This is a genomic window from Fructilactobacillus myrtifloralis (assembly GCF_024029335.1).
Taxonomy (GTDB): Bacteria; Bacillota; Bacilli; order Lactobacillales; family Lactobacillaceae; genus Fructilactobacillus; species Fructilactobacillus myrtifloralis.
The window spans coordinates 1,319,459-1,344,024 of record NZ_CP097116.1 but is presented as its reverse complement, the minus strand read 5'-3'; the positions used below and the strand labels follow the sequence as shown (position 1 = coordinate 1,344,024).

22 protein-coding genes are annotated in these 24,566 nt (G+C 49.6%); 4 read left to right on the top strand and 18 right to left on the bottom strand.

Annotated elements, in window-relative coordinates; translation table 11 throughout:
• Nucleotides 1-46 precede the first annotated feature (46 nt).
• A complete protein-coding gene (gene clpP / locus M3M35_RS06655) occupies nucleotides 47-640 on the top strand; it encodes an ATP-dependent Clp endopeptidase proteolytic subunit ClpP (protein WP_252749868.1) in 594 nt (197 codons plus the stop codon).
• Nucleotides 641-682: 42 nt separating this feature from the next.
• Here clpP and whiA read toward each other — a convergent pair whose 3' ends face one another.
• The 16 genes from whiA to M3M35_RS06575 form a co-directional block, all read right to left on the bottom strand.
• The gene (gene whiA, locus M3M35_RS06650; RefSeq protein ID WP_252749867.1) at nucleotides 683-1,615 is read right to left on the bottom strand and encodes a DNA-binding protein WhiA; all 933 of its coding nucleotides are present in this window, start codon (nucleotides 1,613-1,615) and stop codon (nucleotides 683-685) included.
• Nucleotides 1,616-1,626: 11 nt separating this feature from the next.
• Nucleotides 1,627-2,634, bottom strand: coding sequence for a gluconeogenesis factor YvcK family protein (locus M3M35_RS06645; RefSeq protein ID WP_252749866.1), 1,008 nt, complete (start codon nucleotides 2,632-2,634; stop codon nucleotides 1,627-1,629).
• Complete coding sequence (gene rapZ / locus M3M35_RS06640) at nucleotides 2,634-3,512, bottom strand: RNase adapter RapZ (RefSeq protein WP_252749865.1); 879 nt, start codon at nucleotides 3,510-3,512, stop codon at nucleotides 2,634-2,636. Before rapZ ends, M3M35_RS06645 begins: the two co-directional genes overlap by 1 nt.
• 89 nt (nucleotides 3,513-3,601) lie before the next feature.
• Nucleotides 3,602-6,457 carry an excinuclease ABC subunit UvrA gene (uvrA, locus tag M3M35_RS06635; RefSeq protein WP_252749864.1) on the bottom strand — a complete coding sequence of 952 codons (2,856 nt, stop codon included), beginning with the start codon at nucleotides 6,455-6,457 and terminating at the stop codon, nucleotides 3,602-3,604.
• Nucleotides 6,458-6,477: 20 nt separating this feature from the next.
• Nucleotides 6,478-8,484 (bottom strand): excinuclease ABC subunit UvrB, encoded by a 2,007-nt coding sequence (gene uvrB, locus M3M35_RS06630; RefSeq protein WP_252749863.1) that lies wholly within the window; start codon nucleotides 8,482-8,484, stop codon nucleotides 6,478-6,480.
• Nucleotides 8,485-8,642: 158 nt separating this feature from the next.
• On the bottom strand, nucleotides 8,643-9,572 hold the full coding sequence (gene trxB / locus M3M35_RS06625; RefSeq protein WP_252749862.1) for a thioredoxin-disulfide reductase: 930 nt from the start codon (nucleotides 9,570-9,572) through the stop codon (nucleotides 8,643-8,645).
• A gap of 89 nt (nucleotides 9,573-9,661) precedes the next feature.
• Nucleotides 9,662-10,678 carry an NAD(P)H-dependent glycerol-3-phosphate dehydrogenase gene (locus M3M35_RS06620; protein WP_252749861.1) on the bottom strand — a complete coding sequence of 339 codons (1,017 nt, stop codon included), beginning with the start codon at nucleotides 10,676-10,678 and terminating at the stop codon, nucleotides 9,662-9,664.
• Nucleotides 10,679-11,509: a prolipoprotein diacylglyceryl transferase gene (lgt, locus tag M3M35_RS06615; protein WP_252749860.1), complete on the bottom strand. Its 831-nt coding sequence runs from the start codon at nucleotides 11,507-11,509 to the stop codon at nucleotides 10,679-10,681.
• 15 nt (nucleotides 11,510-11,524) lie between these two features.
• A complete protein-coding gene (hprK, locus tag M3M35_RS06610) occupies nucleotides 11,525-12,484 on the bottom strand; it encodes an HPr(Ser) kinase/phosphatase (protein WP_252749859.1) in 960 nt (319 codons plus the stop codon).
• 15 nt (nucleotides 12,485-12,499) lie between these two features.
• Nucleotides 12,500-12,838 (bottom strand): phage holin family protein, encoded by a 339-nt coding sequence (locus M3M35_RS06605; protein ID WP_252749858.1) that lies wholly within the window; start codon nucleotides 12,836-12,838, stop codon nucleotides 12,500-12,502.
• Entirely contained in the window at nucleotides 12,838-14,025 is a 1,188-nt protein-coding gene (locus M3M35_RS06600) for a PDZ domain-containing protein (protein WP_252749857.1), read from the bottom strand. Before M3M35_RS06600 ends, M3M35_RS06605 begins: the two co-directional genes overlap by 1 nt.
• Before the next feature lie 2 nt (nucleotides 14,026-14,027).
• A protein-coding gene (prfB, locus tag M3M35_RS06595) for a peptide chain release factor 2 (protein WP_252749856.1) occupies nucleotides 14,028-15,141 on the bottom strand; the annotation gives its coding sequence in 2 pieces (ribosomal slippage) (nucleotides 14,028-15,068 and nucleotides 15,070-15,141; 1,113 coding nt in all).
• A gap of 70 nt (nucleotides 15,142-15,211) precedes the next feature.
• Complete coding sequence (gene secA, locus M3M35_RS06590; protein WP_252749855.1) at nucleotides 15,212-17,578, bottom strand: preprotein translocase subunit SecA; 2,367 nt, start codon at nucleotides 17,576-17,578, stop codon at nucleotides 15,212-15,214.
• A gap of 162 nt (nucleotides 17,579-17,740) precedes the next feature.
• The gene (locus M3M35_RS06585) at nucleotides 17,741-18,274 is read right to left on the bottom strand and encodes a ribosome hibernation promotion factor (RefSeq protein ID WP_252749854.1); all 534 of its coding nucleotides are present in this window, start codon (nucleotides 18,272-18,274) and stop codon (nucleotides 17,741-17,743) included.
• A gap of 80 nt (nucleotides 18,275-18,354) precedes the next feature.
• On the bottom strand, nucleotides 18,355-18,975 hold the full coding sequence (locus M3M35_RS06580; RefSeq protein ID WP_252749853.1) for a ComF family protein: 621 nt from the start codon (nucleotides 18,973-18,975) through the stop codon (nucleotides 18,355-18,357).
• Between the two features lie 52 nt (nucleotides 18,976-19,027).
• Nucleotides 19,028-20,350, bottom strand: coding sequence for an ATP-dependent helicase ComFA (locus M3M35_RS06575; RefSeq protein WP_252749852.1), 1,323 nt, complete (start codon nucleotides 20,348-20,350; stop codon nucleotides 19,028-19,030).
• Between the two features lie 39 nt (nucleotides 20,351-20,389).
• Here M3M35_RS06575 and M3M35_RS06570 point away from each other — a divergent pair, with 39 nt between their 5' ends.
• The 3 genes from M3M35_RS06570 (at nucleotide 20,390) to lrgB (ending at nucleotide 22,248) form a co-directional block, all read left to right on the top strand.
• The gene (locus M3M35_RS06570) at nucleotides 20,390-21,037 is read left to right on the top strand and encodes a YigZ family protein (RefSeq protein ID WP_252749851.1); all 648 of its coding nucleotides are present in this window, start codon (nucleotides 20,390-20,392) and stop codon (nucleotides 21,035-21,037) included.
• A gap of 65 nt (nucleotides 21,038-21,102) precedes the next feature.
• Nucleotides 21,103-21,504, top strand: a complete 402-nt coding sequence (locus M3M35_RS06565) for a CidA/LrgA family protein (RefSeq protein WP_252749850.1) — start codon at nucleotides 21,103-21,105, stop codon at nucleotides 21,502-21,504.
• A 6-nt stretch (nucleotides 21,505-21,510) separates the two neighbouring features.
• Nucleotides 21,511-22,248 (top strand): antiholin-like protein LrgB, encoded by a 738-nt coding sequence (lrgB, locus tag M3M35_RS06560; protein ID WP_252749849.1) that lies wholly within the window; start codon nucleotides 21,511-21,513, stop codon nucleotides 22,246-22,248.
• A gap of 54 nt (nucleotides 22,249-22,302) precedes the next feature.
• On the opposite strand, the gene M3M35_RS06555 is transcribed toward lrgB, so the two are convergent.
• Together M3M35_RS06555 and M3M35_RS06550 are read right to left on the bottom strand one after the other, a co-directional pair.
• Nucleotides 22,303-24,141 (bottom strand): APC family permease, encoded by a 1,839-nt coding sequence (locus M3M35_RS06555; RefSeq protein WP_252749848.1) that lies wholly within the window; start codon nucleotides 24,139-24,141, stop codon nucleotides 22,303-22,305.
• 131 nt (nucleotides 24,142-24,272) lie between these two features.
• On the bottom strand, nucleotides 24,273-24,557 hold the full coding sequence (locus M3M35_RS06550) for a hypothetical protein (protein ID WP_252749847.1): 285 nt from the start codon (nucleotides 24,555-24,557) through the stop codon (nucleotides 24,273-24,275).
• Nucleotides 24,558-24,566: the final 9 nt, after the last annotated feature.

Below are 24,566 nucleotides of genomic sequence, written 5' to 3'. Positions count from 1 at the left end.
TTAAAAAATTCCAATTAAACTTAAATAAGAAAGAGAGGATTCAACTATGCCATTAGTTCCAACTGTCGTTGAAAACTCACCTCAAGGTGAACGCGCATATGACATCTACTCACGATTACTAAAAGATCGCATTATCATGCTTTCCGGAGAAATTGAAGACAACATGGCCAACGCCGTGATTGCGCAACTTCTCTTCTTGGATGCCCAAGATTCCGATAAGGACATTTACCTTTACATCAACTCACCCGGTGGTGTGATTACCGCTGGGATGGCCATCTACGATACCATGAACTTCATCAAAGCTGACGTGCAAACGATCGTCATGGGGATGGCTGCTTCCATGGCTAGTGTCCTAGCCACGGCTGGGACCAAGGGGAAACGGTTTGCCCTCCCCCACTCCCAAATCATGATTCACCAACCATCTGGTGGGGCCCAAGGGCAACAAACTGAAATTGAAATTGCTGCCAAGGAAATTCTGCGAGCACGGAAAATGATTAACAAGCTCTTAGCAGAACACTCCGGCCAGCCACTAGAAAAAATCGATCGCGATACGGAACGGGATAATTACCTGACCGCTTCTGAAGCCGTTGATTACGGTTTGATTGATGGCATCATGAAAAACAGTGATGACAAAAAATAACGCGAACTAAAAAACCACGAGCATTAAATGCTCGTGGTTTTTTTATGCTTCCGTACGTAATTTTTCTGCCACCTCGTTCAACTTATGTAACCGGTGGTTAATCCCTGATTTGGAAATTGGGCCATTAGCCACGAGGTTCCCCAGTTCTTTCAGGCTGACCTCCTGGTGTTTTAAGCGGGTTTCTGCCACATCACGGAGTTTGGGCGGTAAGGATTCTAAGCCCACCCGGTCCTGAATCAAATGGATGTTTTCGATTTGCTGGGTCGAAGCGTTGGCCACCTTATTCATATTAGCATTCTCACAGTTAACCAACCGATTGACCGAGTTCCGCATGTCGCGCACGATCCGGATGTCCTCAAACTTCAACATTGCATTCGTGGCCCCAATTAGCTGGAGGAAATCGGCAATCTTTTCGGCTTCCTTCAAATACACGATGTAGCCACTGCGTCGCTTCGTTTGCTTGGCCCCCAAGTGGTACTGATTCATCATCTCGGTCAACATCTCACTGTGATCGGCATAGACCGAGTAAATTTCTAAGTGATAACGCGATGTTTGTGGATTATTCACGGAACCACCGGCTAAAAACGCGCCCCGAAGGTACGAACGCACCTGCAAATCATCTTCTAAAAGTTCAACCGGCACCCGTTCCCGGATTTGGTAGTGATCAAGAATCCCCAGGTCGTCCAGTAACTCCTCCACCTGGTGGCGAACCCGGACGACGTAGAGGTTGTTCTTTTTGAGCTTCATCTTTTTACGCACCACCACGTTCGCCCGAATGTGATAAAACTGCATCAGTAAGCGGTAGATCCGTTGTGCAATCGCCGAGTTTTCCGATTGCACTTCCAGGGATAACTGCTTATTGGAGAGCTTTAAAGTCCCGTTCATGCGAATCAGGGCCATTAGTTCTGCTTTGGCGTTGTTGCGATGAACTTCCAGGCGGGTTAACTCTTTTTTAACGTCACTTGCATACGACATTCGCTTTTCTCCTAGTGGTTAAATTTCGGTTGCCCGAGGAGCCGAATTAGCTCGTCAGAAACTAATTGACCGTTGTGAAAGGCTCCGTGATGCTTTAGTTCCAAGAAATCAGACGAAATCACCCGACACCCAAGGTCCTTAAGCCCCTGGTAATCGTGACGCACCGGTTGGGATTCATCCCCCCAGCGTTGGTGGTCAATGTAGCTCGCGGGGACCGGTTGGTTATTGACTAACACGGTGTCGACAAACTGCTGACCTAACTGGCGGTCTAGCACCCGGACGTGGTCGGCATCCGTAAAGTGATCCGTTTCGCCCTTTTGGGTCATGATGTTACAAATATAAACCACCTCTGCGGGCGTCGCCATGACCGCCTTGCCGACGTTACTAACCATTAAATTAGGCAAGATACTGGTGTACAAACTCCCGGGCCCTAAGACGATTTGATCGGCATTCATAATGGCATCAATTACCGCGGGAACGGCCTGCGGGGTGTGATCATTGGTTGACGCTTCCACCCACACCCGTTTAATCAGCTTTTTAGCTGCCGTAATCTCGGCTTCTCCGGCTAACGTACTACCATCGCTAAACTCGGCGTGCAACACGAGTTCCTCATCACACACCGGATAGACATGCCCGTCCACCCGCATCATCTGGGTTAGCACCTGGACGGCCTCAAAGAAGCCCCCTTCCATTTCTGAAAGCGCGGTGATAATTAGGTTTCCAATCGCGTGTCCCGATAAAAACTTGTCGGAGGATTTAAACCGGTACTGAAAGATATCTAATTCCAATTGCGGTAACGTCGATAACGCCACCAACACGTTCCGGATGTCTCCCGGTGGTAACACGTTAATGTAATTCCGTAAAATCCCGGAGGAGCCGCCATCATCGGCCACCGTTACCACGGCGGTAATGTCAACGTCCCGCTTCTTTAAGTTGCGCAAAATGACGGGCAAGCCCGTTCCCCCACCAATCACAACCATTCGGGGTCGATCAATTCGTTTTGCCACCTTATCTACCATTACGATGCTCCTTTATGCCGTTGAATGTCACGATGCGTTACGTTTACAACGTAGCCGAGTTCCCGTAACTGGTGAGCTAGGCGTTCGGTCATGGCCACCGAGCGGTGTTGTCCCCCGGTACATCCAATCGCGATTGTTTCACTAGCCTTTGAACTTTGTCTAATCTGGGGTAACTCAAACTCCAGCAACGATAAGACCTTGTTAAAGTATTCGTCGGCACTGGGTTGTTGCATCACGTAGTCATAAACCGCCCGATCCTGTCCCGTTTGCTCGCGTAGTTCCGGCAGATAATAGGGATTCGTAAGGAAGCGGACGTCAAAGACCATGTCAGCATCCAGTGGCAAGCCGTGCTTAAACCCAAATGACATTAATTCCACGTGGAATTGTTCAAACTGATGGTGTTCAAAGCGCTGGATAATCTGCGCCCGTAAATCCTGGGGCTTGAGGTTCGTAGTATCAATCACCCAGTTTGCGTGCTTGCGCACCCCTGCTAGCAGCTCCCGTTCCTTTTCGATTCCATCCACAACCCGACCGTTCCGGGCGAGGGGATGGTCCCGGCGACTTTCTTCGTAGCGGGACACTAATTTTTCGGTCGCTGCATCTAAAAAGAGCACCGTCTCGTGGTCGTTTTGACTTTGCGCCATTTTTAATAACGTCTGAACCACTTCTTGACTGGTCTTGGCCGAACGGAGGTCCAACACCACGGCCACCTGGTTAATTTCACTGGACGTCCGCAGTAATTCCGTAAATTTACCCATCAACGCCGTTGGCAGGTTGTCCACGCAAAAATACCCCAAATCTTCAAAGGTTTGTAATGCTTTGGTCTTCCCGGCCCCACTCATTCCAGTTATGACAACTAACTGATCATCTTTTCGCATCGTCCTAGCCTCCAAACTTTGCTTCAGTATAACATACCGGGTGTTTCATCCCTAATTAAAAAGAACCGTCACTGACGATTCTTAGTAAGTTATTTTGCCTGTGCCTGCGTGCGTTTCGTATCACGCGCTAAAATTGGTTTTAAGTATTGCCCCGTATAGCTGGCGGCAACCTGCACAATTTCTTCTGGCGTACCGGTGGCCACAACTTGCCCACCAGCGGCGCCCCCTTCTGGACCCAGGTCGATTACGTGGTCGGCCTGCTTAATCACATCCATGTTATGTTCAATGATTAACACCGTATTGCCTTCGTCAACCAGTGCCTGCAGGACTTGTAGGAGCCGCTTGACGTCGTCGGTATGCAAACCGGTCGTCGGTTCATCCAAAATGTAGAAGTTCTTTCCCGAGGAGCGCTTGTGTAGTTCTGAGGCTAACTTCATCCGCTGGGCTTCTCCTCCCGAGAGGGTCGTCGCCGCTTGACCAAGTTTAACGTAGCCTAAGCCCACGTCCGCGATCGTTTGCAATTTCCGCGTAATCTTCGGAATCGCGGTAAAGAAATCGAGAGCTTCTTGCACCGTCAAATCAAGCACCTCAGCAATGTTTTTGCCTTTGTACTCAACTTGTAACGTTTCAGCGTTATACCGTTTGCCATGGCAAACTTCACAGGGAACGTACACATCCGGTAGGAAATCCATCCCAATCTTAAGGATTCCATCCCCACGACAGGTTTCACACCGGCCCCCCTTGATGTTAAAGCTGAACCGGCCCTTCTGATAGCCCCGGAGCTGCGCTTCGTTGGTTTTAGCGAACAGGTCGCGAATGTCATCAAACACGCCCGTATAGGTCGCCGGGTTACTGCGCGGGGTCCGCCCAATCGGACTTTGATCGATGCTAACTAACTTTTCAATCTGTTGGTAACCGGTAATTGATTTGTACCGGCCTGGTTTGGCCGCGTTGTGGTTTAATTTCTGGGCCAACGCTCGTTTTAAAATGTCGTTTACGAGCGTCGACTTTCCGGAGCCAGAGACCCCCGTCACCACGTTGAACTCTCCAAGTGGAAATTGCACCGTGATGTTTTGGAGGTTATTGGCCCGTGCGCCCTTAATCGTAACCGCTTTTCCAGTTCCCGACCGCCGCCTAAGTGGCACCGGAATAAACTTCTGGCCGGATAAATACTGCCCGGTTAACGAGTTGGGGTTCTGCGCAACTTCCGCCGGCGTACCAGTCGCCATGATGCGCCCCCCGTTTTCTCCGGCTCCGGGACCAACGTCAACCAGGTAATCCGCAGCCAGCATCGTCTCGTGATCGTGTTCCACCACCACGAGGGTGTTGCCCAGGTCCCGCATCTGTTTTAGTGATTTAATTAACCGATCGTTATCGCGCTGGTGCAAGCCAATCGAAGGTTCATCTAGAACGTATAAAATTCCTGATAAATTCGAACCAATCTGGGTGGCAAGCCGAATCCGTTGGGCTTCACCCCCGGACAGTGTGCGTGCGGCCCGGGAAAGCGTCAAATAACTCAAGCCCACGTTCAACAGGAAGTCCAACCGGTCACTAATTTCCTTAATCACCGGTTTGGCAATCGTGGTGGCTTGTTCGCCGAGGGTCACTTGCTGGAAGAAGTTAAATTCATCCGTCAGGTTTTGCTCACAAACTTCCGCAATGCTAAGCCCGTCAACTTTCACTGCCAGAGCCTTCGGATTTAACCGCAAGCCGTGACAAGCCTGACAAGTTAGTTCCCGCATGTACTTGCGCATTTGATCGCGGGTAAAGTCACTACTGGTTTCACGGTACCGGCGCGCAATGTTGGTCATGACTCCTTCAAACGGAACGTCGGCATCCCGGACGCCCCCAAAATCATTTTCATAATGAAAGTGGAACTGTTTGCCGTTGGAACCGTGCAATAACAATTCGCGTTGGGCAGCGGGTAACTTGGCAAACGGGGTATCCAGATCAATCTTAAAGGCCGCCGCCGCTTGTTCTAGTAACGTCGGATAGTATTTCGAACTAATCGGATTCCACGGTTCAATCACCCCTTCCCGGAGGGTTTTAGTTGGATCGGGAATCACGAGGTCCTCATCAACTTCGAGTTTCACCCCGAGGCCATCACACTCAGGACAAGCTCCTAACGGCGAATTAAAGGAAAAGAGCCGCGGTTCTAACTGCCCGACCGTAAAGCCACAGAGCGGACACGAATAGTGTTCGGAAAAGAGCATTGGTTCCCGTTGACCCAAAAAGTCGAGGGTGGCGTACCCATCGCTTAACCGCAGGGCTGTTTCTAATGAATCAGATAACCGAGCGTTAATGCCCGGTTTGACCACGATTCGGTCAATCACAATGCTAATGTCGTGACGCTGATTTTTACTTAATTCCAGTTCGTCATTCACATCGTGTTGTTCTCCATCCACGATGATCCGGACAAACCCTTCCTTTTTGATGCGTTGCAACACCTTTTTGTGCTGACCCCGTTTGGACCGCACAATCGGCGATAAAATCTGGAGCTTGGTGCGTTCCGGCAACTCCATGATTCGATCAATCATCTGATCGACCGATTGACTTTGAATTACGGTCCCATCGTTCGGGCAAACCGGCGTTCCCACTCGGGCCCACAGGAGCCGTAAATAATCATTAATTTCGGTGACGGTTCCCACCGTCGAACGGGGGTTTTTCGACGTCGTCTTTTGGTCAATCGAAATTGCCGGACTCAAGCCGGTAATGGAATCCACGTCTGGTTTATTCATCTGGCCTAAAAACTGGCGCGCATAGGAAGACAAGCTTTCCACGTAGCGCCGTTGGCCTTCCGCATACAACGTATCAAAGGCTAACGAACTCTTTCCCGAACCAGAAAGCCCCGTCATCACGACGAGTTTTTCCTTGGGAATATCAACGTTAACGTCCTTGAGATTATGTTCCCGTGCGCCCCGAATTTTGATCACATCATTAGCCATGGCAGGCACCTCACTTCTTTTTAATCCAGTTCTTTTTTCAGTTTTTTAATGGTATCCCGCAGGTTAGCGGCTTGTTCAAAGTCCAACTGGCGCGCCGCGGTTTCCATCTCATCACTTAGATTTTGCAAGACCGCCCGTTGTTCCTTGGTGGTCATTTGCTCAAAGTCGGATTCCACAAACGGCTTTTCCTTATTATAGTGATCATCTTCCGTTTGCTTATAAGCAGAAATCACCTTTTCAATTGGCTTAATGATTGTATGCGGCGTCTGGTGGTGTTCCTGATTGTACGCAATCTGCTTCGTCCGCCGCCGTTTGGTTTCATCCATCGCCGCCTGCATCGAGTCAGTGATGTGATCGGCGTACATAATTACGTGTCCGTCTTCGTTCCGGGCGGCCCGCCCAATCGTTTGAATTAAAGACCGTTCGTTTCGTAGGAAGCCTTCCTTATCGGCATCCAGAATTGCTACCAGTGAAACCTCTGGAACGTCAATTCCCTCTCGCAACAGGTTAATCCCAATTAAGACATCAAACTTCCCTAACCGTAAGTCCCGTAAAATTCGGGTCCGTTCGAGGGTTTTAATGTCACTGTGCAGGTATTTAACCTTAACCCCCAAATCCTTCAAATAATCGGTCAGGTCTTCCGCCATTTTCTTGGTCAAGGTCGTCACAAAGGTGCGTTGGTTCTTTTTCACCCGGGCATTGATTTCCCCGAGTAAATCATCCATTTGGTCCTTCGTCGGCCGCACTTCCACCGTCGGATCCAGTAAGCCGGTTGGTCGAATAATCTGTTCCACGACCTGGGTACTGTGTTCTAACTCATAGTCACCCGGAGTGGCCGACATGTAAATCACCTGGTGAATGTGGCGTTCAAACTCAGCAAAGTTCAACGGCCGGTTGTCATAGGCACTCGGGAGCCGGAACCCGTAATCGATGAGTTGCTTTTTGCGGGCCCGGTCCCCCTTGAGCATCCCCCGAATTTGCGGCACCGTTTGGTGGGATTCATCAATAAACATCAAGAAGTCCTTGGGAAAGAAGTCCAGGAGTGTGTACGGTGGTTCTCCCGGTTTCCGGCGATCCATGTAACGCGAGTAATTTTCAATCCCGGACGTATAGCCCATTTCACGCATCATTTCTAAGTCATAGGTGGTCCGTTGTTTCAGGCGTTGGGCTTCGAGTAACTTCCCGCCTTGTTCAAGTTTCTTAACCTGGGTTTCCATGTCGGTTTTGATCTCTGGAAGCGCCACTTGCATAATTTCATCGTTCGTTAAAAAGTGGGTTGCCGGGAACAGCGTTACGGTTTCTGGTTCCCCAATCACTTCTCCCGTAAGGGTATTAACTTCGGTAATCTTGTCAATTTCATCACCAAAGAATTCAATCCGGTAGGCATTCTGGGTTCCAGAGGCTGGGAACACCTCGACCGTATCCCCGTGCACCCGAAACCGACCCCGGTCAAAATCAATGTCGTTACGCTGAAACTGGATGTTAACGAGCTTGCGCAACAAAACATCGCGCTCCATTTCGTCACCGACCCGCAAAGAAACGGTATGATTTTGGTACTCTTCTGGATTCCCTAGTCCAAAAATGGAGGAAACGGACGCCACCACAATCACGTCATTTCGTGACAACAGGGCACTTGTGGCCGCGTGGCGTAACTGATCAATCTCGTCGTTAATGGAAGCATCCTTTTCAATGTACGTATCACTCGACGGCACGTATGCTTCCGGTTGATAAAAATCATAGTAACTAACAAAGTATTCAACCGCGTTATGCGGGAAAAACTTTTTCAACTCGTTATAGAGCTGGCCAGCTAACGTTTTGTTGTGCGCCAACACGAGCGTGGGCTTGTTTTGATCCCGAATGATGTTCGCCATGGTGAACGTTTTCCCGGTTCCCGTGGCCCCTAAGAGGGTTTGTTCCTTATCGCCGGCCGCCACGCCGGCATCAATTTTTTTAATGGCGGTCGGTTGGTCTCCAGTTGGTTGGTAGCTGGACACCAAGTCAAATTTTTTCTGTGTTTTTGTAACCATGTTTGTCCTCTTTTACCTGGTTTTAATTCAGAATGGAAAGCGTCCCCACCGAGCTCCAATAGCCGGTGACAGCGCGCTTCAGTCTGTTCCATCTTAGCACACGAACATACTTTCGCCAAATAAAAAAAGAAGCACCGCAAAGTCCTTCTTTTCTTAGATTATTTACTTTTAACGGATTCCACGTAGTCAAAGACCGCTTGTCCAGCGACGCCTCCATCACCAACGGCTGTGGTAATTTGACGCAGGTGCTTTTTCCGAACGTCTCCGACCGCGAAGATTCCTGGGACGGCAGTTTCCATCTGATCGTTGGTCACAATCCAGCCCTGCTCGTCCGTAATTCCAAGGTGGCTAAAGGCTCCGGTAATCGGTAAAATCCCGACGTAGATAAAGATCCCCGCCGTTGGAAATTCACTGGTTTCCCCAGTTTGGTTATTCTTGAGGGCCACGCCGGAGACCTTTTGGTCGTTACCCAGAATCTCAGTCACATTCGTATTCCAAATAAAGTCAATGTTATCGCGCGCAAAGGCCCGTTCTTGGAGGATTTTTTGGGCCCGGAGTGTATCCCGGCGGTGAATTACCGTCACTTTTTTGGCTAGGTTAGCCAGGTAGGTCGCTTCTTCAATGGCAGAGTCACCACCACCGACAACGACGACGTCTTCGTTCTTAAAGAAAGCCCCGTCACAAACGGCACAGTAAGAAACCCCCCGGCCACCGTATTGCTCTTCACCAGGAACCCCTAGCTTCCGGTATTCGGAACCAGACCCAATGATGACTGCTGGAGCTTCAAATTCATCATCGGCGGTTTTAACCAGTTTCCGGTCTCCATCCACCTGTACGTCCTGAACTTCACCATAGGCGTATTCCACCCCAAATTGGGTGCTACTTTCGTACATTTTTTCCGATAGATCCGGTCCTAAGATTGATTTAAAACCGGGGTAGTTTTCGATTTCGGCCGTATTATTCATCTGGCCACCGTAGACACCCCGATCGAGCATCAGAACTGATAGTTCCGCCCGAGAAGCGTAGAGAGCCGCTGTCATCCCGGCTGGACCGGCTCCAATTACAATTACATCATATTTTTTGGTCATTTTTTCCACCTCGTTTATGGTTCATCATTTGCTAGGCTTAGCATAACATACTTACTTAAAGTTAGTAATAATTTTGCTCACGAACCCAATTAACCGTTTTCGGCTTGTCCTTCACGGGTCATGAGGTGGTGAATGGCAGTTTCCACCGTTTCTTCTTGTTCTAACACCGCATGAATTGCTTCGGTAATCGGCATCGAAATCCCAGTGGTTTGTGCTAACTCATAGGCCGATTGACTGGTGGCAATCCCTTCAATCACCATGCCCATGTTCGCAACCACGTCCGCTAGGGGCACTCCTTGGCCCAGTTGGTAGCCGGCCCGATAGTTCCGCGAATTCGTACTGGTAGCCGTAACAATCACATCCCCCATCCCGGATAACCCCGCGAAAGTCAGCGGATTGGCGCCAAAACTAACTCCCAACCGGGAGATTTCAGCCACGCCCCGGGTCATTAACGCTGCCCGGGCGTTGTCACCATATCCGAGGCCAGCCAAGGCTCCAGAAGCGAGCGCAATGATGTTTTTCAAAGCACCCCCAAATTCAACCCCAATCACATCGGCGTTGGTATAGACCCGAAAGTAGTCATTCATAAAGAGGTGTTGGAACCGTTGCGCCGCATCAAAATCATCGCTAGCAACCGTAACCAAGGTCGGATCGTGCTTAACCACCCCTTCGGCATGGCTTGGACCCGAAATCACAGAGATGCTAGTCCGGTGCTCGGGACTAATCGTCTCCGCCAAGATTTGGGAGACCCGCAGGTGCGTTGTAGTTTCTAACCCCTTGCTCCCGTGAATCAGCGCTGGTCGCTGACCTAGCTTGGCTAAAATCCGATCAACCTCCGTGGCCACAGCCCGCGTCGCCTGGGCAGGAACAATGAACAGGATCTCGGTGGCCCCCGTTAGGACGGTCTCTAGATCAGTCGAAGCGCGGAGGTTTTCTGGAAAGGTGTAATTTTGAATGTAGGCACGATTCGTGTGCTTTTGATTTAACTCATCGGCTTGGGCCGCACTGCGCGTCCATAGTTGCACTTCGTGTCCATTTTCATTCAAGATCGCCGCTAACATGCTTCCCCATGAACCGGCGCCTAACACGGCAATTTTTTCTGTCATTTAACTATCTCCTTTAGCGTTAACTACGTCGTACCACGGTAAGTTTGCATCATGGCGCCGCCGATAAATGATCGTGAGCATGGCCCCCACGCAGAGGAGGACTGACAGAACCTGTGAAATCCGCCAGGGACCTAACATCAGGCTGTCCGTCCGCATCCCTTCGGTGAAAAATCGGCCGTAGGAATACCACATTACGTAAGTTAGAAAAAGCTCGCCCCGTTTAAAACAACGCGGAGCGTGGCGCATGGTCATTAATAAGGCAAAGCCCACTAAATCCCACACGGATTCATACAAAAAAGTGGGTTGCCGGTACGCGCCCCCGATCAACATTTGTTGCATCATCCAGGTGGGCAGATGCAGTTGCGCCAGGAAGTGGTGCGTGGTTACTGCCCCGTATGCTTCCTGATTCATAAAGTTCCCCCACCGCCCAATTCCTTGGGCCATGATTACTGTAGGGGCGGCAATATCAAAGACCTGCCAGAGGGATAACCCATGGCGCCGGCAGAACCACCAAATAAAGAGCCCTGCTCCTAACAAGGCTCCGTAGATGGCAATCCCGCCATCCCAAATTGCGATGATTTCGCCCGGATGCTTGGCGTAGTAATCCCAACGGAAAACGACGTAATACAACCGTGCCGACACAATGGCCACCGGAATGGCCCCTAAGATGAGATTATAAACTACGTCTTCATTGAGCCCCTGGCGACGAACCTCCCGCATCGCTAGTCCGACTGCAATTAACACCGCGCTAGCGATGATGAGCCCATACCAGCGGACGGTCAACGGTCCGAACTGCAGGGCGATGGGATTTAAAGCACCAATTACAAACATGTTACTTCGTCCTCCCTACTGGCCTTCGTCGTGTTGTTGTGGTGACTGGGGCTGGCTGTGATCTTTGATCAGACCATTCAGTTCGTCGTCAAACATTTTGGTGGCGTTGTATCCCATGGAGTTTGCCCGGAAGTTCATGGCGGCCGTTTCAATGATGATCGCCAAGTTCCGACCAGGCTTAACCGGAATGTCTAACTGTTTAACTTCCACATCAAAAATTTGTTGGTGGGCATTCCCAGTTCCTAAGCGATCATACTTCTTCCCCTTTTCCCAGACATCAAGGTGAATGATGAGATCAATCCGGGTTTCCGACCGAACCGCTCCCGTTCCAAAGAGGGTCATCACGTCAATGATCCCGATTCCCCGAATCTCTAGGAGATGGCTCAGAATCTGGGGCGCTTGCCCGATTAATTCCTGTTCGTCTTGCTGGTGCACTTCCACTCGGTCATCGGCAATCAGCCGGTGCCCACGTTTGACCAGTTCGAGCGCCGTTTCGCTCTTCCCGATGCCAGAGTCGCCGGTAATCAATACCCCGACCCCGTAGACCTCGACCAACACCCCGTGAATTGATTGCCGGGGCGCCAGTTTTTCTTCGAGGTAGTCGGTCATGTTACTTAAGACCCGCGAGGTATTCAGCTTGGACTCCAAAATCGGAATGTGGGCGGCCTTCGCTGCCTTCACCAGTTCGATTGGGGGTTCAATGTCAGTGGAAACCACAAAGGCTGGCGTGTCTGGTTGACACATTTTCGTCATGTACTCCTGTAGTTCGGCCTCCTCGAGGTGCTTAGCAAAGGAGGTTTCCGTAATTCCCAGTAACTGAATTCGTTCCGACGGATAGTACGCAAAGTACCCGGTTAGTTCCAACCCCGGTCGTGAAATGTCACTCGTGGTAATCGGTCGATCTAAATCATCTGCCCCCGAAAATACACTTAAATGCGTGTTATCAACTAGTTCTTTGACACTCACACTTCTCATGGAAATCCTCCTCGGCTACACGTTTGGCGTAATAAAGTAGTTACAAATTGACATTAACAACGAAATGACCAATACCATTCCAAATGACGAAAAACTCATCATTGGGCCGACTAAAAAGGCGGTTAATTCCAAGATTAACGCATTTAAAACCAGGTTAAATAACCCGAAGGTCAAAATGTTAATCGGTAAAAATAACAGCGACAATAGCGGCTTAATCAAAACCTGTAACAACGTTAAAACCGCAGCGGCCCCGAGGGCAACTTCCCAGCTACTAATGTAAAACGAAGCCGAAAAAATGGTTGAAAACGCCACTAATAAAATGAAGTTGATGATCCAACGACTAAGTACTCTCATTAATTTCCTCCTGTTTCTGAACTGGGAAAGGTTACAATCCCAATTTCGTGGGGCGTGCCCGCGTAGATGGCCGAATCTTTGAGTTCTAACTGCCCGGCCTGATTCTTTACTTTCAAATGGCAAAACGTGGGACTACTTTGCAGGGCTTGATACAGTTGCGTTTCGTTGCGAACTGGCTGTCCATTCACTTCCAAAATCAAGTCCCCGGCTTGCAGGTGCATTTTGCTAGCGGGGGTGTTGGGTTTCACGGCTAGAATACGAATTCCATCAACCGCCTGTTCAACTTGCTGGTTGGAAGCACGCTTGTCGACCCGGTGGTAGTGATACAACACCAATCCGTAAGCCAAGAGAATTACAACAATCGCCACAACCTCAAACCAAAGGTTCTTCCAGAGGAAGGCATCAATAGTTAACCCTAAACTTAACCAGGCTAACCAACCCGTGGCATTCGCCATTCGTTTTAAGATCGTGGCCGACATGTCACTGCTGAATTTGAACCGGTAACCAATTAAGAATGGCACCACTAGGATCGTCACCTTGCTCCCAAATAACCGAAAGACCGGCCAGAAGGGACTATTAGCAACAAATAATTGCCCGGGAACCAAGAAAACCAAGGGAAACACGGTGAACTTACTAAACAGATACGATGCAACCCGATTTCCCCGGATGTTTTTCTTTAGAACCGGAGAGGTTACCGAGTTCCGGTTAAACTTCAAGAAGAGGTACTGGAGCACCAGCATCACCGTTAACAGTTCCAAGAAGTTCATCCCAACCGGCATGGTGTTTTGCAGGGTTAACCGAAAGTCCCCGTCTAACACGTGCGTATAAAAATTGTTCCCAAAGAGCAGGATCAACAGCATCGAAACGCCCATTCCGGCAAACGGAACCATGAATCCGGGAATAATCAGCATGAGCGCGATCAACACTTCGTATACAAAGATCCACGCGTAGGAAACTTCAATCCCAAAGGCAAACGAGAGCAAAGACCCCACGATTCCCAGACCCAGGGTTGCTATCAAAAAAGTTCGAAGCTCACTGTGTTTGGGGTTGATGGCGGTATCATACAAGTTGCGTTCCCGTTTGACCCGCACGTGGTGATCGATCAGCGTGCGCACGATTCCCAGCCAAAAGGCCGGCATGATGAAGAAAAATAAAATGTTAAATTCTAACTGTTGCATAATTGCCATCCTTATTCGTTATTCTGTTGCAACTTCCACTGCAAGTAATCACTAATAAATGGATTCAAATCACCATCCATTACGGCCTTCCCGTTCGCGGTTTCGTGGCCCGTCCGGTGATCCTTAACCATTGTATACGGATGAAAAACGTAAGAGCGAATCTGCGATCCCCAGCCAATCTCTAACTGGGTGCCCGCCAGTTTAGCTTTTTCTTCCGCCTTCTTTTGTTCTTCGCGTTCGTACAACTTTGATTTTAACATATTCAACGCCGTAACTCGGTTCTGAAGTTGAGATCGTTGCGCCTGACTGGCCGTGACAATGCCAGTTGGCAAGTGGGTGATTCGGACCGCAGAGGACGTCTTATTAATGTGCTGTCCCCCGGCCCCACTAGAACGAAAGACATCAACCCGGAGGTCATCCGGATTAATGTTAACTTCCACGCTGTCATCTAGTTCTGGCATCACGTCCACCGACGCAAACGACGTGTGGCGCCGACCGGCCGAGTCAAACGGGGATAATCGAACTAACCGGTGAATCCCCTTTTCCGCTTGTAAGTAACCGTAGGCATTTTCCCCGCGCACCGTCAACGTCACACTACTGAGCCCAGCCACTTCACCCGGTTGATAGTCGTCCACCTCCACCTGAAAGTGGTTTTGTTCCGCCCAGCGGTTATACATCCGCAGGAGCATCTCCGCCCAGTCCTCGGCTTCGGTGCCCCCGGCTCCGGGATGGATTTCCACAATCGCGTTATTGTGGTCGTATTTCCCGTTTAAGAGCAGGTTTAACTGGTAGCTTTCCAGGTCTTGTTCCGTCTGGGCCAGGTCCTGTTCAAAGGCTTGGTGTAACTCCGGATCATCTGCTTCCGTCAACAACTCCAAACTCACCGCTAGATTCTCCGCTGCTTCCTGTAGGTCGTGAAAGCGATCGTACTTTTGTTTCAAGTGGTTGGTCGTTTCAATCACCGCTTTAGCCGCCGATTGGTCATCCCAAAAACCCGGTTGAGCCATCTTTGCCTCGTTAATACTAATGTCTTCGTTCAACTGGTCGAGGTCAAAGAGACCTCCCAAAGTTACTAATGGCGTCGTTGATTTTCGCCACTTTGGCTTTTGCTGTACTTAATTCCATCTGCATCTACTCCTTGTTTGCATCGTCTTTGATTCGAAAAAACGAAGAACCGCAGTCCTTCGTTTTTTGGTTATCTTTGAATGTTTTGGCGAATTTCTGCTTTCATAAAGAGTCGGGTCACGTCATAGTCAATGTCCGCAACCATTTCTTCAAACATCCGGAACCCTTCCCGTTGGTATTCAACGAGCGGGTTTAATTGACCGTAACCACGGAGCCCAATCGCTTCTCGTAGTTGGTCCATGGCGTCAATGTGATTCGTCCAGTGGTCATCGACCACCCGTAAAATAACCACCTTTTCAAATTCCAGTAACTGACTCGGATCTGGGAATTGTTGGGCCTTTTCATCGTAGGCATTGCGGGCCAACTGGGTCAAGTAATCCTTGATTTCCGTTGCGCTCTTACCTTCTAAGTCGTCAATGCTAATTTCATTGGGACTTACCAGACAACTAGCGGCAAAATCAACAATCGTATCCAAATGCCAATCCTTAGGGTCCCCCTGGGTATGCAGGGAAACAATCCGGTCAATCGTGCGTTCGACCATTGGCATAATTACCCAACGTAGGGACTGATTTTCTTCAATTACCCGGTTTCGTTCGCCGTAAATCACGTCCCGTTGTTCTGACATCACGTTGTCATACTTCAACACGTTCTTTCGCGAATCATAGTTATTTCCTTCAACCCGCTTTTGGGCAGATTCGACCTGTTTGGTAATCATCCGACTTCTGATTACGGCATCGTCGTCTTCCACTTTAAGGGTGTTTAGGACGTTCTTGATTCGTTCCGAACCAAACCGCCGCATCAAATCATCTTCCAGTGACAGATAGAATTGGGAATAACCGGGGTCACCTTGCCGCCCGGCCCGGCCCCGGAGTTGGTTATCAATTCGCCGCGATTCATGCCGTTCGGTCCCAATTACGGCCAGTCCACCAACGCCAACGACCCCGGGTCCGAGTTTAATATCGGTTCCCCGCCCGGCCATGTTAGTGGCAATCGTAACGGCACCCTTTTGCCCGGCATTCGCCACGATGTCTGCTTCCTTAGCGTGGTTTTTGGCATTCAAAACCACGTGGGGAACGTGTTCTTGGTCTAACCGGTTGGAGAGGTATTCAGACGTTTCCACTGCCACAGTCCCCAACAGGATTGGTTGTCCCCGTTTGTGGAGGGCTTTAACCTTCGCAATCACCGCATCAAACTTGGATTGAAGGGTGGGATATAACACATCTGGTTCGTCAACCCGAACCACCGGCTTGTTGGTCGGAATGCTGACCACGTTCATGTTATAAATTTCCCGGAATTCTTCTTGTTCGGTCTTGGCCGTTCCCGTCATCCCGGCTAACTTACTGTACCGCCGGAAAAGGTTTTGGTACGTGATGTTGGCCATCGTCTTACTTTCCTCTTGGATGGTCACGCCTTCCTTCGCTTCTAAGGCCTGGTGCAGACCGTCCGAGAACCGCCGACCTTCCATGATCCGCCCGGTAAAGGAGTCCACGATGAGCACTTCGTCATCCTTCACCACGTAATCCTTATCCCGTTCCATGACGTAGTTAGCCCGTAAGGCCTGGTCAATGTGGTGGGTCAAAGCCGTGTTATCAGTGTCATAAATGTTCTTTAAGTTGAAGAACTGATCGGCCTTTTGGATCCCCTGTTCGGTTAACGAAACCGTCTTGGTTTCCAAATCGACCTTGAAATCATCCTTCGCCGTCAGGGTCTTGGCAAAGCGATCGGCCTGCCGGTACAGTTCGTTAGCTCCCTGAGCTTGCCCAGAGATAATCAACGGTGTCCGCGCCTCATCGATTAAAATTGAATCTACTTCATCAACTAACGCAAAGTTTAAGGGGCGTTGCACCCGGTCTTCTTTGTAAACCACCATGTTATCGCGCAGGTAGTCAAACCCAATTTCACTGTTAGTGGAGTACGTAATGTCAGCGTTGTAGGCCGCCCGCTTTTCCTCGGGATTCTTTTCGGCAGTATTTACCCCCACCGAAAGTCCTAACCAGTTGTACAGTTCTCCCATCTGTTCAGCATCCCGGGCTGATAGGTATTCGTTAACCGTAACCACGTGAACCCCTTTGCCTGATAAAGCATTCAGGTAAACCGGCATCGTGGCCGTCAGGGTTTTCCCTTCCCCGGTTTTCATTTCAGCAATGTTTCCTTCATGGAGCACAATTCCCCCCATGATTTGTACCCGGAACGGGGTCATTCCTAAGACCCGGCGGGCTCCCTCACGGACGACCGCAAAGGCTTCGGGCAGTAAGTCATCTAAACTAGCCCCTTGTTGGTAGCGTTCTTTGAATTCTGGGGTTTTAGCCTGTAAGTCGGCATCACTCAGGTTGCGATATTCTTCTGAATAAGCGCTCACTTGGTCGGCAAGCTGGCCCAGTTGTTTGATGCGCCGCTTATCGCTTTCGACCCATTTTTTTAATACGTTCGTTGCCATGCTTTAAATCTCCTCATTGTTTCCATTTGAATTTCTTGTAAACGGTTGTCTAGATACTTTTAATTTTAACATTTTCCCACTTTAATTAAAATCAGTTTAATTACGCTTAGAAAAGGAAAGCTCCCAAAAATAAGTTTTTGAGAGCTCTTCGACTACCAAGCATTAACTTTCCGTCGTAATCTGACCGTAGTGAACATCGTTACGCCGGTAAATGATGTTAATCGTTTCGTTATTAATGTCTTTGTATACGTAAAAATCATGATTCAGTAAGTTCATTTGCAAAATCGCGGTTTCTGAATCCATTTGCTTTAACGGAATCCGTTTTTTTCGGACCACATCAAGGGTGACCGCCGGAGTCTCCTCCGGTTTGAACAGGGGCTTGTGGCCGACCTGTTCGGCGTGGTGGTTAACGTTCGTGCGGTACCGCTTAATTTGGTCCATGATTTGAGCCACCGCATTTGCAACGCTCGTCTTGAGTTGGTTGCTCGTTGCTTCTCCGCGGAGTAATAAAAATGGAAAGATAATCGTAATTTCAGCCTTAATCAGTTGATCCGGATACCCAACTAAATTAACGTGTGCTACCGCATCGACGCCCTCTGCTAGTTCCGCATTAAGCTGTTCGACCTGCTGCTCAATTGTTTGCCGTACCTCAGGGGTAACATCGACGTCATCGCCACGAACATTAAATGATAACATAATCCGGATCTCCTTTTTTGCCTACCACTATTTCACACTCAACCTTTATTATAGTTAATATGCACTCAAATAACAATTAATTACCGGGCTACCGTCACACTCCGAACTTGTCGCACCCCGACTGCCAAAAGTAACCGTTGAGCCTGGTGGAGGGTTTGTCCCGTTGTATACACGTCATCGACCAAGCAGACGCGGGCCCCCGAGAGTTGCGCTTTAGTGTTTGGATTAAGGGCAAAGGGTTGCCAGTCCGCTAATCGTTGGCGGCGGGTTTGTTGGTGTTGACTCACCAGTTTCGGCTTGGCCGTGAGCGCGGGGACGAAAGCGACGTCCGTTAACCACCCAGTTACCTGATTAAACTTCCGCAGCGCTAGCTGCTTAGGGGCCAGTGGGACCGGCACGATTAACTCCTGCTCGCGTTGACACGCCTGGACGAGCGCTGCTTTCACAAGCGAACGCAGGGCATAATCGCCCTGAAATTTATACCGCTCTAAGTAGGTTTGCATTAGGCCGTGATACGGATACAGCGCCTGGTTTACTAACGGGACTGCCTCCCTGCGGTTCCATTCCTGACAATCCCGACACCGACTCGTCGTGGCTTGAAACCGACCACATTGCGGGCACTGGGGACCGGTCGGGCGGGCGAAAAGGCGCTCGCACTTCGCACATAATTCTGGAGCCTGATACGGTCTGAAACTAAGCAAAAACGAGATTGGTAACTGCTGCCGTAGGGGTTGTGCACACCACAAACACTGCTCACGCATGGGAGTGAGCTCTCCGATTCATCTGGGCAATTTGGTGTCTCGCTTGAATAACATTGGTGGTATAGGCTGCCACGATGCAATCCACGGTCCCCGTCGGCCGGGTCGCTTTCCGCCCAACCCGACCGGCCATTTGCACGAGCGAGGCCACCGAAAAGACCCGGTCGTCGCCTCCTAAAATAATCACATCAATCCCGGGAAAGGTTACGCCCCGTTCCAAAATGGTCGTGGTCACTAAAAACAAAACCTCCCGCTGTCGCATTTTATTCACCTTCGCAATCCGTGCTTCATCACCCGCGTAGACAGTTTCCCACTGCACCCGATTTTCAAACCACTTAGCTAGGTAGCCATCAATCACCGCCAGGTCCCGAATCCGGGGCACAAACAGCAAAAAGGGTTGCTGGGCCTGCACTTTCTGCTGGACCAACCGCTTTAAAATCCTTGGTAAGCGGCCGCGGTCTAGCTGGTGACGCCAGCGGTAGGCCAACCGCCACCGCAATTGGGGTAACGGAAACCCATGGAACCGACGCGGTAAGTAGGCAATGCGCCCGCGATACTCCCGTTGCAACTGGCGACTAGGCGTTGCCGTCATCAACAATAACGCGCCCTGTGGTTTCACCGCTCGCTGGGTGGCCATCGCCAAAGTGGGATTACCGGCATAGGGAAACGCATCTACTTCGTCTAGGATTAACACATCGAACGCGGCCTGAAAGCGCAACAACTGATGAGTCGTACAGATGGTTAGTTGCCGATACGAGTATGGTGTTTGTTGTTGCCCATGCAAGAGCACCATCGGAATGGTGGGAAATGCCGCCTGGTAGCGCGGAAAGAGTTCTAAACAAACATCGACCCGGGGCGAGGCAATCGCCACTCGTAAACCCTGCTCCAGCGCCCAGGCAATCCCGACAAACGAAATCTCGGTTTTACCAGCCCCCGTCACCGCCCATAGTAACTGGGATTGGTGGGTTTGAAAGCCCTGGCGAATTTGGGCTGCACAGCTTTGTTGGTCGGGCGTTAACTTGCCAACCCAGGCTAACACCGGAGTCGCTGCAACTTGAAACGCATTCGGTTCCGCCCTGGTGGCGAGCGCCATGGAACTGTCAAGCCGACCGAGGTTAATACAGTTGCGACAGTAATAGTCGCCAGTCGGCAGCTGGCTGACTTCCTTTTCACAATCATTGTGGCATCGGTTACAATGAATAACAGTAGATAATACCTGCAACGCGGGGGTTAGTTGGATCCCAGGCTCATTCGCCCATCCCCGCTGCTGCTCGGCAGTCACGGGTACTAAGCGACCCGCCAAATCAAGTTCGTTCATACCTTCACCTCTACCAGAGATACGGAAAGGAGCCTTCTCATGGCACAACCATTTTTAACCATTACCAAAGCGGGCACCCATACCCTAGAAATTAAAAAGTCTAAGTTTATTGCTAACGTTGCCCGCGTTCAGAGCGAGGCAGAGGCCACGGACTTTCTAACCCGCATCCAAACGGAGCACAAAAAAGCCACCCACAACTGCTTTGCTTACCTGCTTGGAGCAGACGACCACGTGCAACGGGAAAGTGATAACGGGGAACCCAGCGGGACGGCAGGTGTTCCCATTTTAGAGGTGCTTAAGCAGGAACACCTCCACGACGTTGCCGTCGTCGTGACCCGTTACTTTGGCGGCATTAAGCTCGGCGCGGGCGGACTAATCCGGGCTTACAGTAACGCCACTTCAAAAGTCATTGCGGCCGTTGGAACCGTCGCCATCGTCCAGCACGAAGGCCTGCAAATTACCGTGAGCTACAAAAACTATGATCAATTAACCTATTTTTTAACTACCCACCACCTTGAAGTTCAAAACGTTGATTTTCAAACGGAGGTGACCGTCACTACCTCTGTGGCCCAGGATCAATTGGAACCTCTCAAAACAGCTTTAACTAATCACCTGGCCGGCAACGTTACCATTCAAAGTGCGGGGCCGCAATTCGTCGAACAACCAGTGAAACGCCCCCAAGCCTGATTGCGTTTCACGGGGGCTCTGGTATAATGGTAGTGAAATAAATCACAATTGAAGGGAGTTTTTTCATGTCATCTAAAGATTCACAACCAGCGGCCCCCATTTTAGTGCAAATGGGAATTTATGCCGTGATTTTATTTGTTTCCTACTTAATTTCAGCTCTATTTCCCGCAAATTTCCCGGTTCCAGCACCGGTCATCGGGTTAATCCTGCTGTATCTCCTACTCACTTTCCGCCTGATCAAACCAGTTCACGTGGAAAAGGTCGGTAACTTCTTGATTAGCATCTTGGCCTTTCTCTTTGTTCCCTCTGGAATTCAACTGGCCGCCGACCTGAACATCATGAAGCATTCGGGACTCCAAATGATCGTCATGATTATCATCTCAACGGTGGTCATGTTAGTCTCGGTGGCTCTCGTAGCCACGGCCCTCATCTGGCTGCGCCAGCGCCTCTTTCCCGGAAAGGAGTAGTTACATATGCAAGCTGAATTATTAAAATTCTTGGGGACGCCGATGTTTGGAATCGCCCTCTCGCTCGTCGTCTATCTAATCGGTACGGTGCTGTTTAAAAAGACCAAGGGGTTTTTCCTCTTCCAACCGCTCTTTGTCAGCATGGTGCTCGGGGTGTTCTTGCTCTGGTTACTAGCCAAAGTAACTAATCTCGACGTCGTCTGGGTTTACAAAAACCTCTACAAGCCTGGTGGTGACATCATCTTCTGGTTCCTGTATCCCGCTACGATTGCCTTTGCCATTCCCCTGTTCAAACGCAATGATATTGTGAAGAAGTACTGGATAGAAATCATCCTGGCTCTGGTGATTGGGCTGACCATTTCGGTCATTATCATGTACTTTGTCTCAAAGCTCCTCGGGCTTAACAACGCCGGAATTGCCTCAATGTTACCGCAGGCAGCTACCACGGCCGTTGCAATGCCAATTGCCGCTGGGATTCACGGTATTCCAGCCGTAACCGCGATGGCCTGCATTTTGAACGCCGTCATCATTTACGCCATTGGGGACTGGTTAATTAAAATTTTCCACCTCAAGAATCCAATCGGCGTGGGGCTCGGACTGGGAACCGCCGGGCACACGTTAGGATCAGCGAAAGCGCTCCAACTGGGTGAAGTGCAGGGTTCCATGGCTGCTATCTCAGTGGTCATTATCTCAATCGTGGTGGACATTGTCGTGCCCATCTTTGCTAATCTGGTTCATTTATAAATTAATCATATAAAAAACCGTTCGGTTCTCCGAACGGTTTTTTTGTGGATAAATTTAATTACTTAAATGATAGTTATAGGTTGAGACAATGATGTTTTGCCGCGAATTAAGCGCTGCTCTAAGCCGCAGTCCCGTTTGGTTATGCAGGACTTGTTGCCAGTGGTGCCGAGGCACAAACTGCGGAACAAGCACGGTCGTGGAGTAGTTAATCTCATCGTCCTTGCGGGCAATTACATCACAGAACCGGAGCACCGGATCGTTGAGGGAGCGGTATGAAGTGTGAATGTTAACAAACCGAATGTCTGGATATTCATGCTTAAACTGGTCCTCAATCTTCTTTTCACTCTCCGGATCAGAATTAAAGGAGACGTGGACGGCAACCACCTGGTTCGCAATCGAAGTGGCATAGCTGATTGCCTGGCGGGTAACTTGCGTCACGTTTCCGACCAACACAATCACCGTTGACCCATCGTACTTGCGAATTTGGGCGGCGGCATCCTTGTTATCAATCCGTAACTGACGCGCCACTTGCTCGTAGTGATTGTGAATCCGATAAAACATGTACAAAATCAACGGCATGATGATCAGGTACGGCCAAACGTCCCTAAAGCGGAGGGAAAACAGGATGACTACCAGCATCAAAGACATTCCAGCTCCAACTAGGTTAATGAACATCTTTCCCGGCCAGAAACCTTCCTTATGATGGAACCAGTGCACAATCATCCCGGACTGTGACAGGGTAAATGGCACAAACACCCCGACGGCATAAAGTGGAATCAACAGATTGGTCTTCCCGTTGAAAACCAAAATCAACGTGATGGCTCCAATCGCCAGTGAAATAATTCCGTTGGAATAACCGAGACGATCCCCCTTATCCAGGTAGGCGTGCGGCAAATACTTATCCTTCGCCATGTTGTAGGCCAGGATTGGAAAGGCCGAGAATCCCGTGTTAGCAGCAACCGCTAGAATTAGCGCGGTCGCAAGTTGCAACATGTAATAGAAGAACCCGTGGCCAAAGACTCCGCTCCCGATTTGGGACAACACGGTATCCTTAACGTTGGGAATAATGCCCATGTAGTAACTCAAGCAGGTGATGGAACCAAAGAAAAGCGCCAAAATAATGGCCATTAATGCCAACGTATTCGCCGCATTCTTCCGACTAGGCTGCTTAAAATTAGGAACGGCATTACTGATGGCTTCCACTCCAGTCAGGGAGGCTGACCCTGCCGAAAGGGCTTTGAAGAAGAGCAGCAACGTCATGCCCTTCACCGAAGCGTTCAGCGGCGCAGCCGCGTGGTACGCGATTTTCCCCGTCAGAATGTTATAGCCACCGATGATGATCATCAAAATAATCATTAAGATAAAGAAGTACACCGGGATGACCAGAAACGCGGCCGAATCGCGCATTCCCCGTAAGTTCAATACCATGATAAACAGCACGATTAGCACCGCGATGGGCACCTGGTAGTGATAAAGACTCGGAATGGCAGAGGTGATGGCTTCCGTTCCAGAGGTGGTCGAAACCGCCACGGTTAACATGTAATCAACCAGTAGGGAGCCCCCGGCAACCAGGCCGGCGCCTTCCCCCCAGTTGGTGCGTGCAACCACGTACGCTCCCCCACCAGAGGGGTAAGCATAGATGATTTGACGATACGACAGGGTAATGGCTGCTAGTAACACTAACACTAGCAACCCGATCCACATTTGATACATGAGGGCGGCGGTCGATAACGTAATCAAGACTACCGTAATTTGTTCCGTTCCGTAGGCCACTGAGGATAAGGCATCAGATGACAAGAGCGCCAAGCCCTTAAATTTCGTCAGGGATTGCCCGGATTCATCAGTACTTTTCAGTGGTCGGCCAATAATTAAACGCTTTAAATATCGCCACATGAAACTTTACTCCTATATCTTGAATTTGCTTCCTAGCATTTTAATACACCTGCTACTATACTCCGACTCCCAGCTCGCGACAACAGCAAAAGGGAAGTTTACTTCCGTAAACTTCCCTTTTAATAATTAACCTAATTCAGATTAATGTTTGCAACATAATCTTCACCATCACTAGTTTTACCAGTGAATGTGAAATCATTTTCGTCTGTGAATAACAAAGAATTATCATCAAGACCTAAATAATTTTGCAATTCAACAGGGAAAGTAATTTGCTTTTGATCTTCACTTTCACCAATACCTTTTGGTATTGAAACCATTGAAAATTCGAAATCATTGCCATCAATAGTAACAACTCCGTCGTTCCCATTTGATGATTCAAAAAAGATTTCCTTCATAATAATATCACTTCTTTTCATTAATCCAAA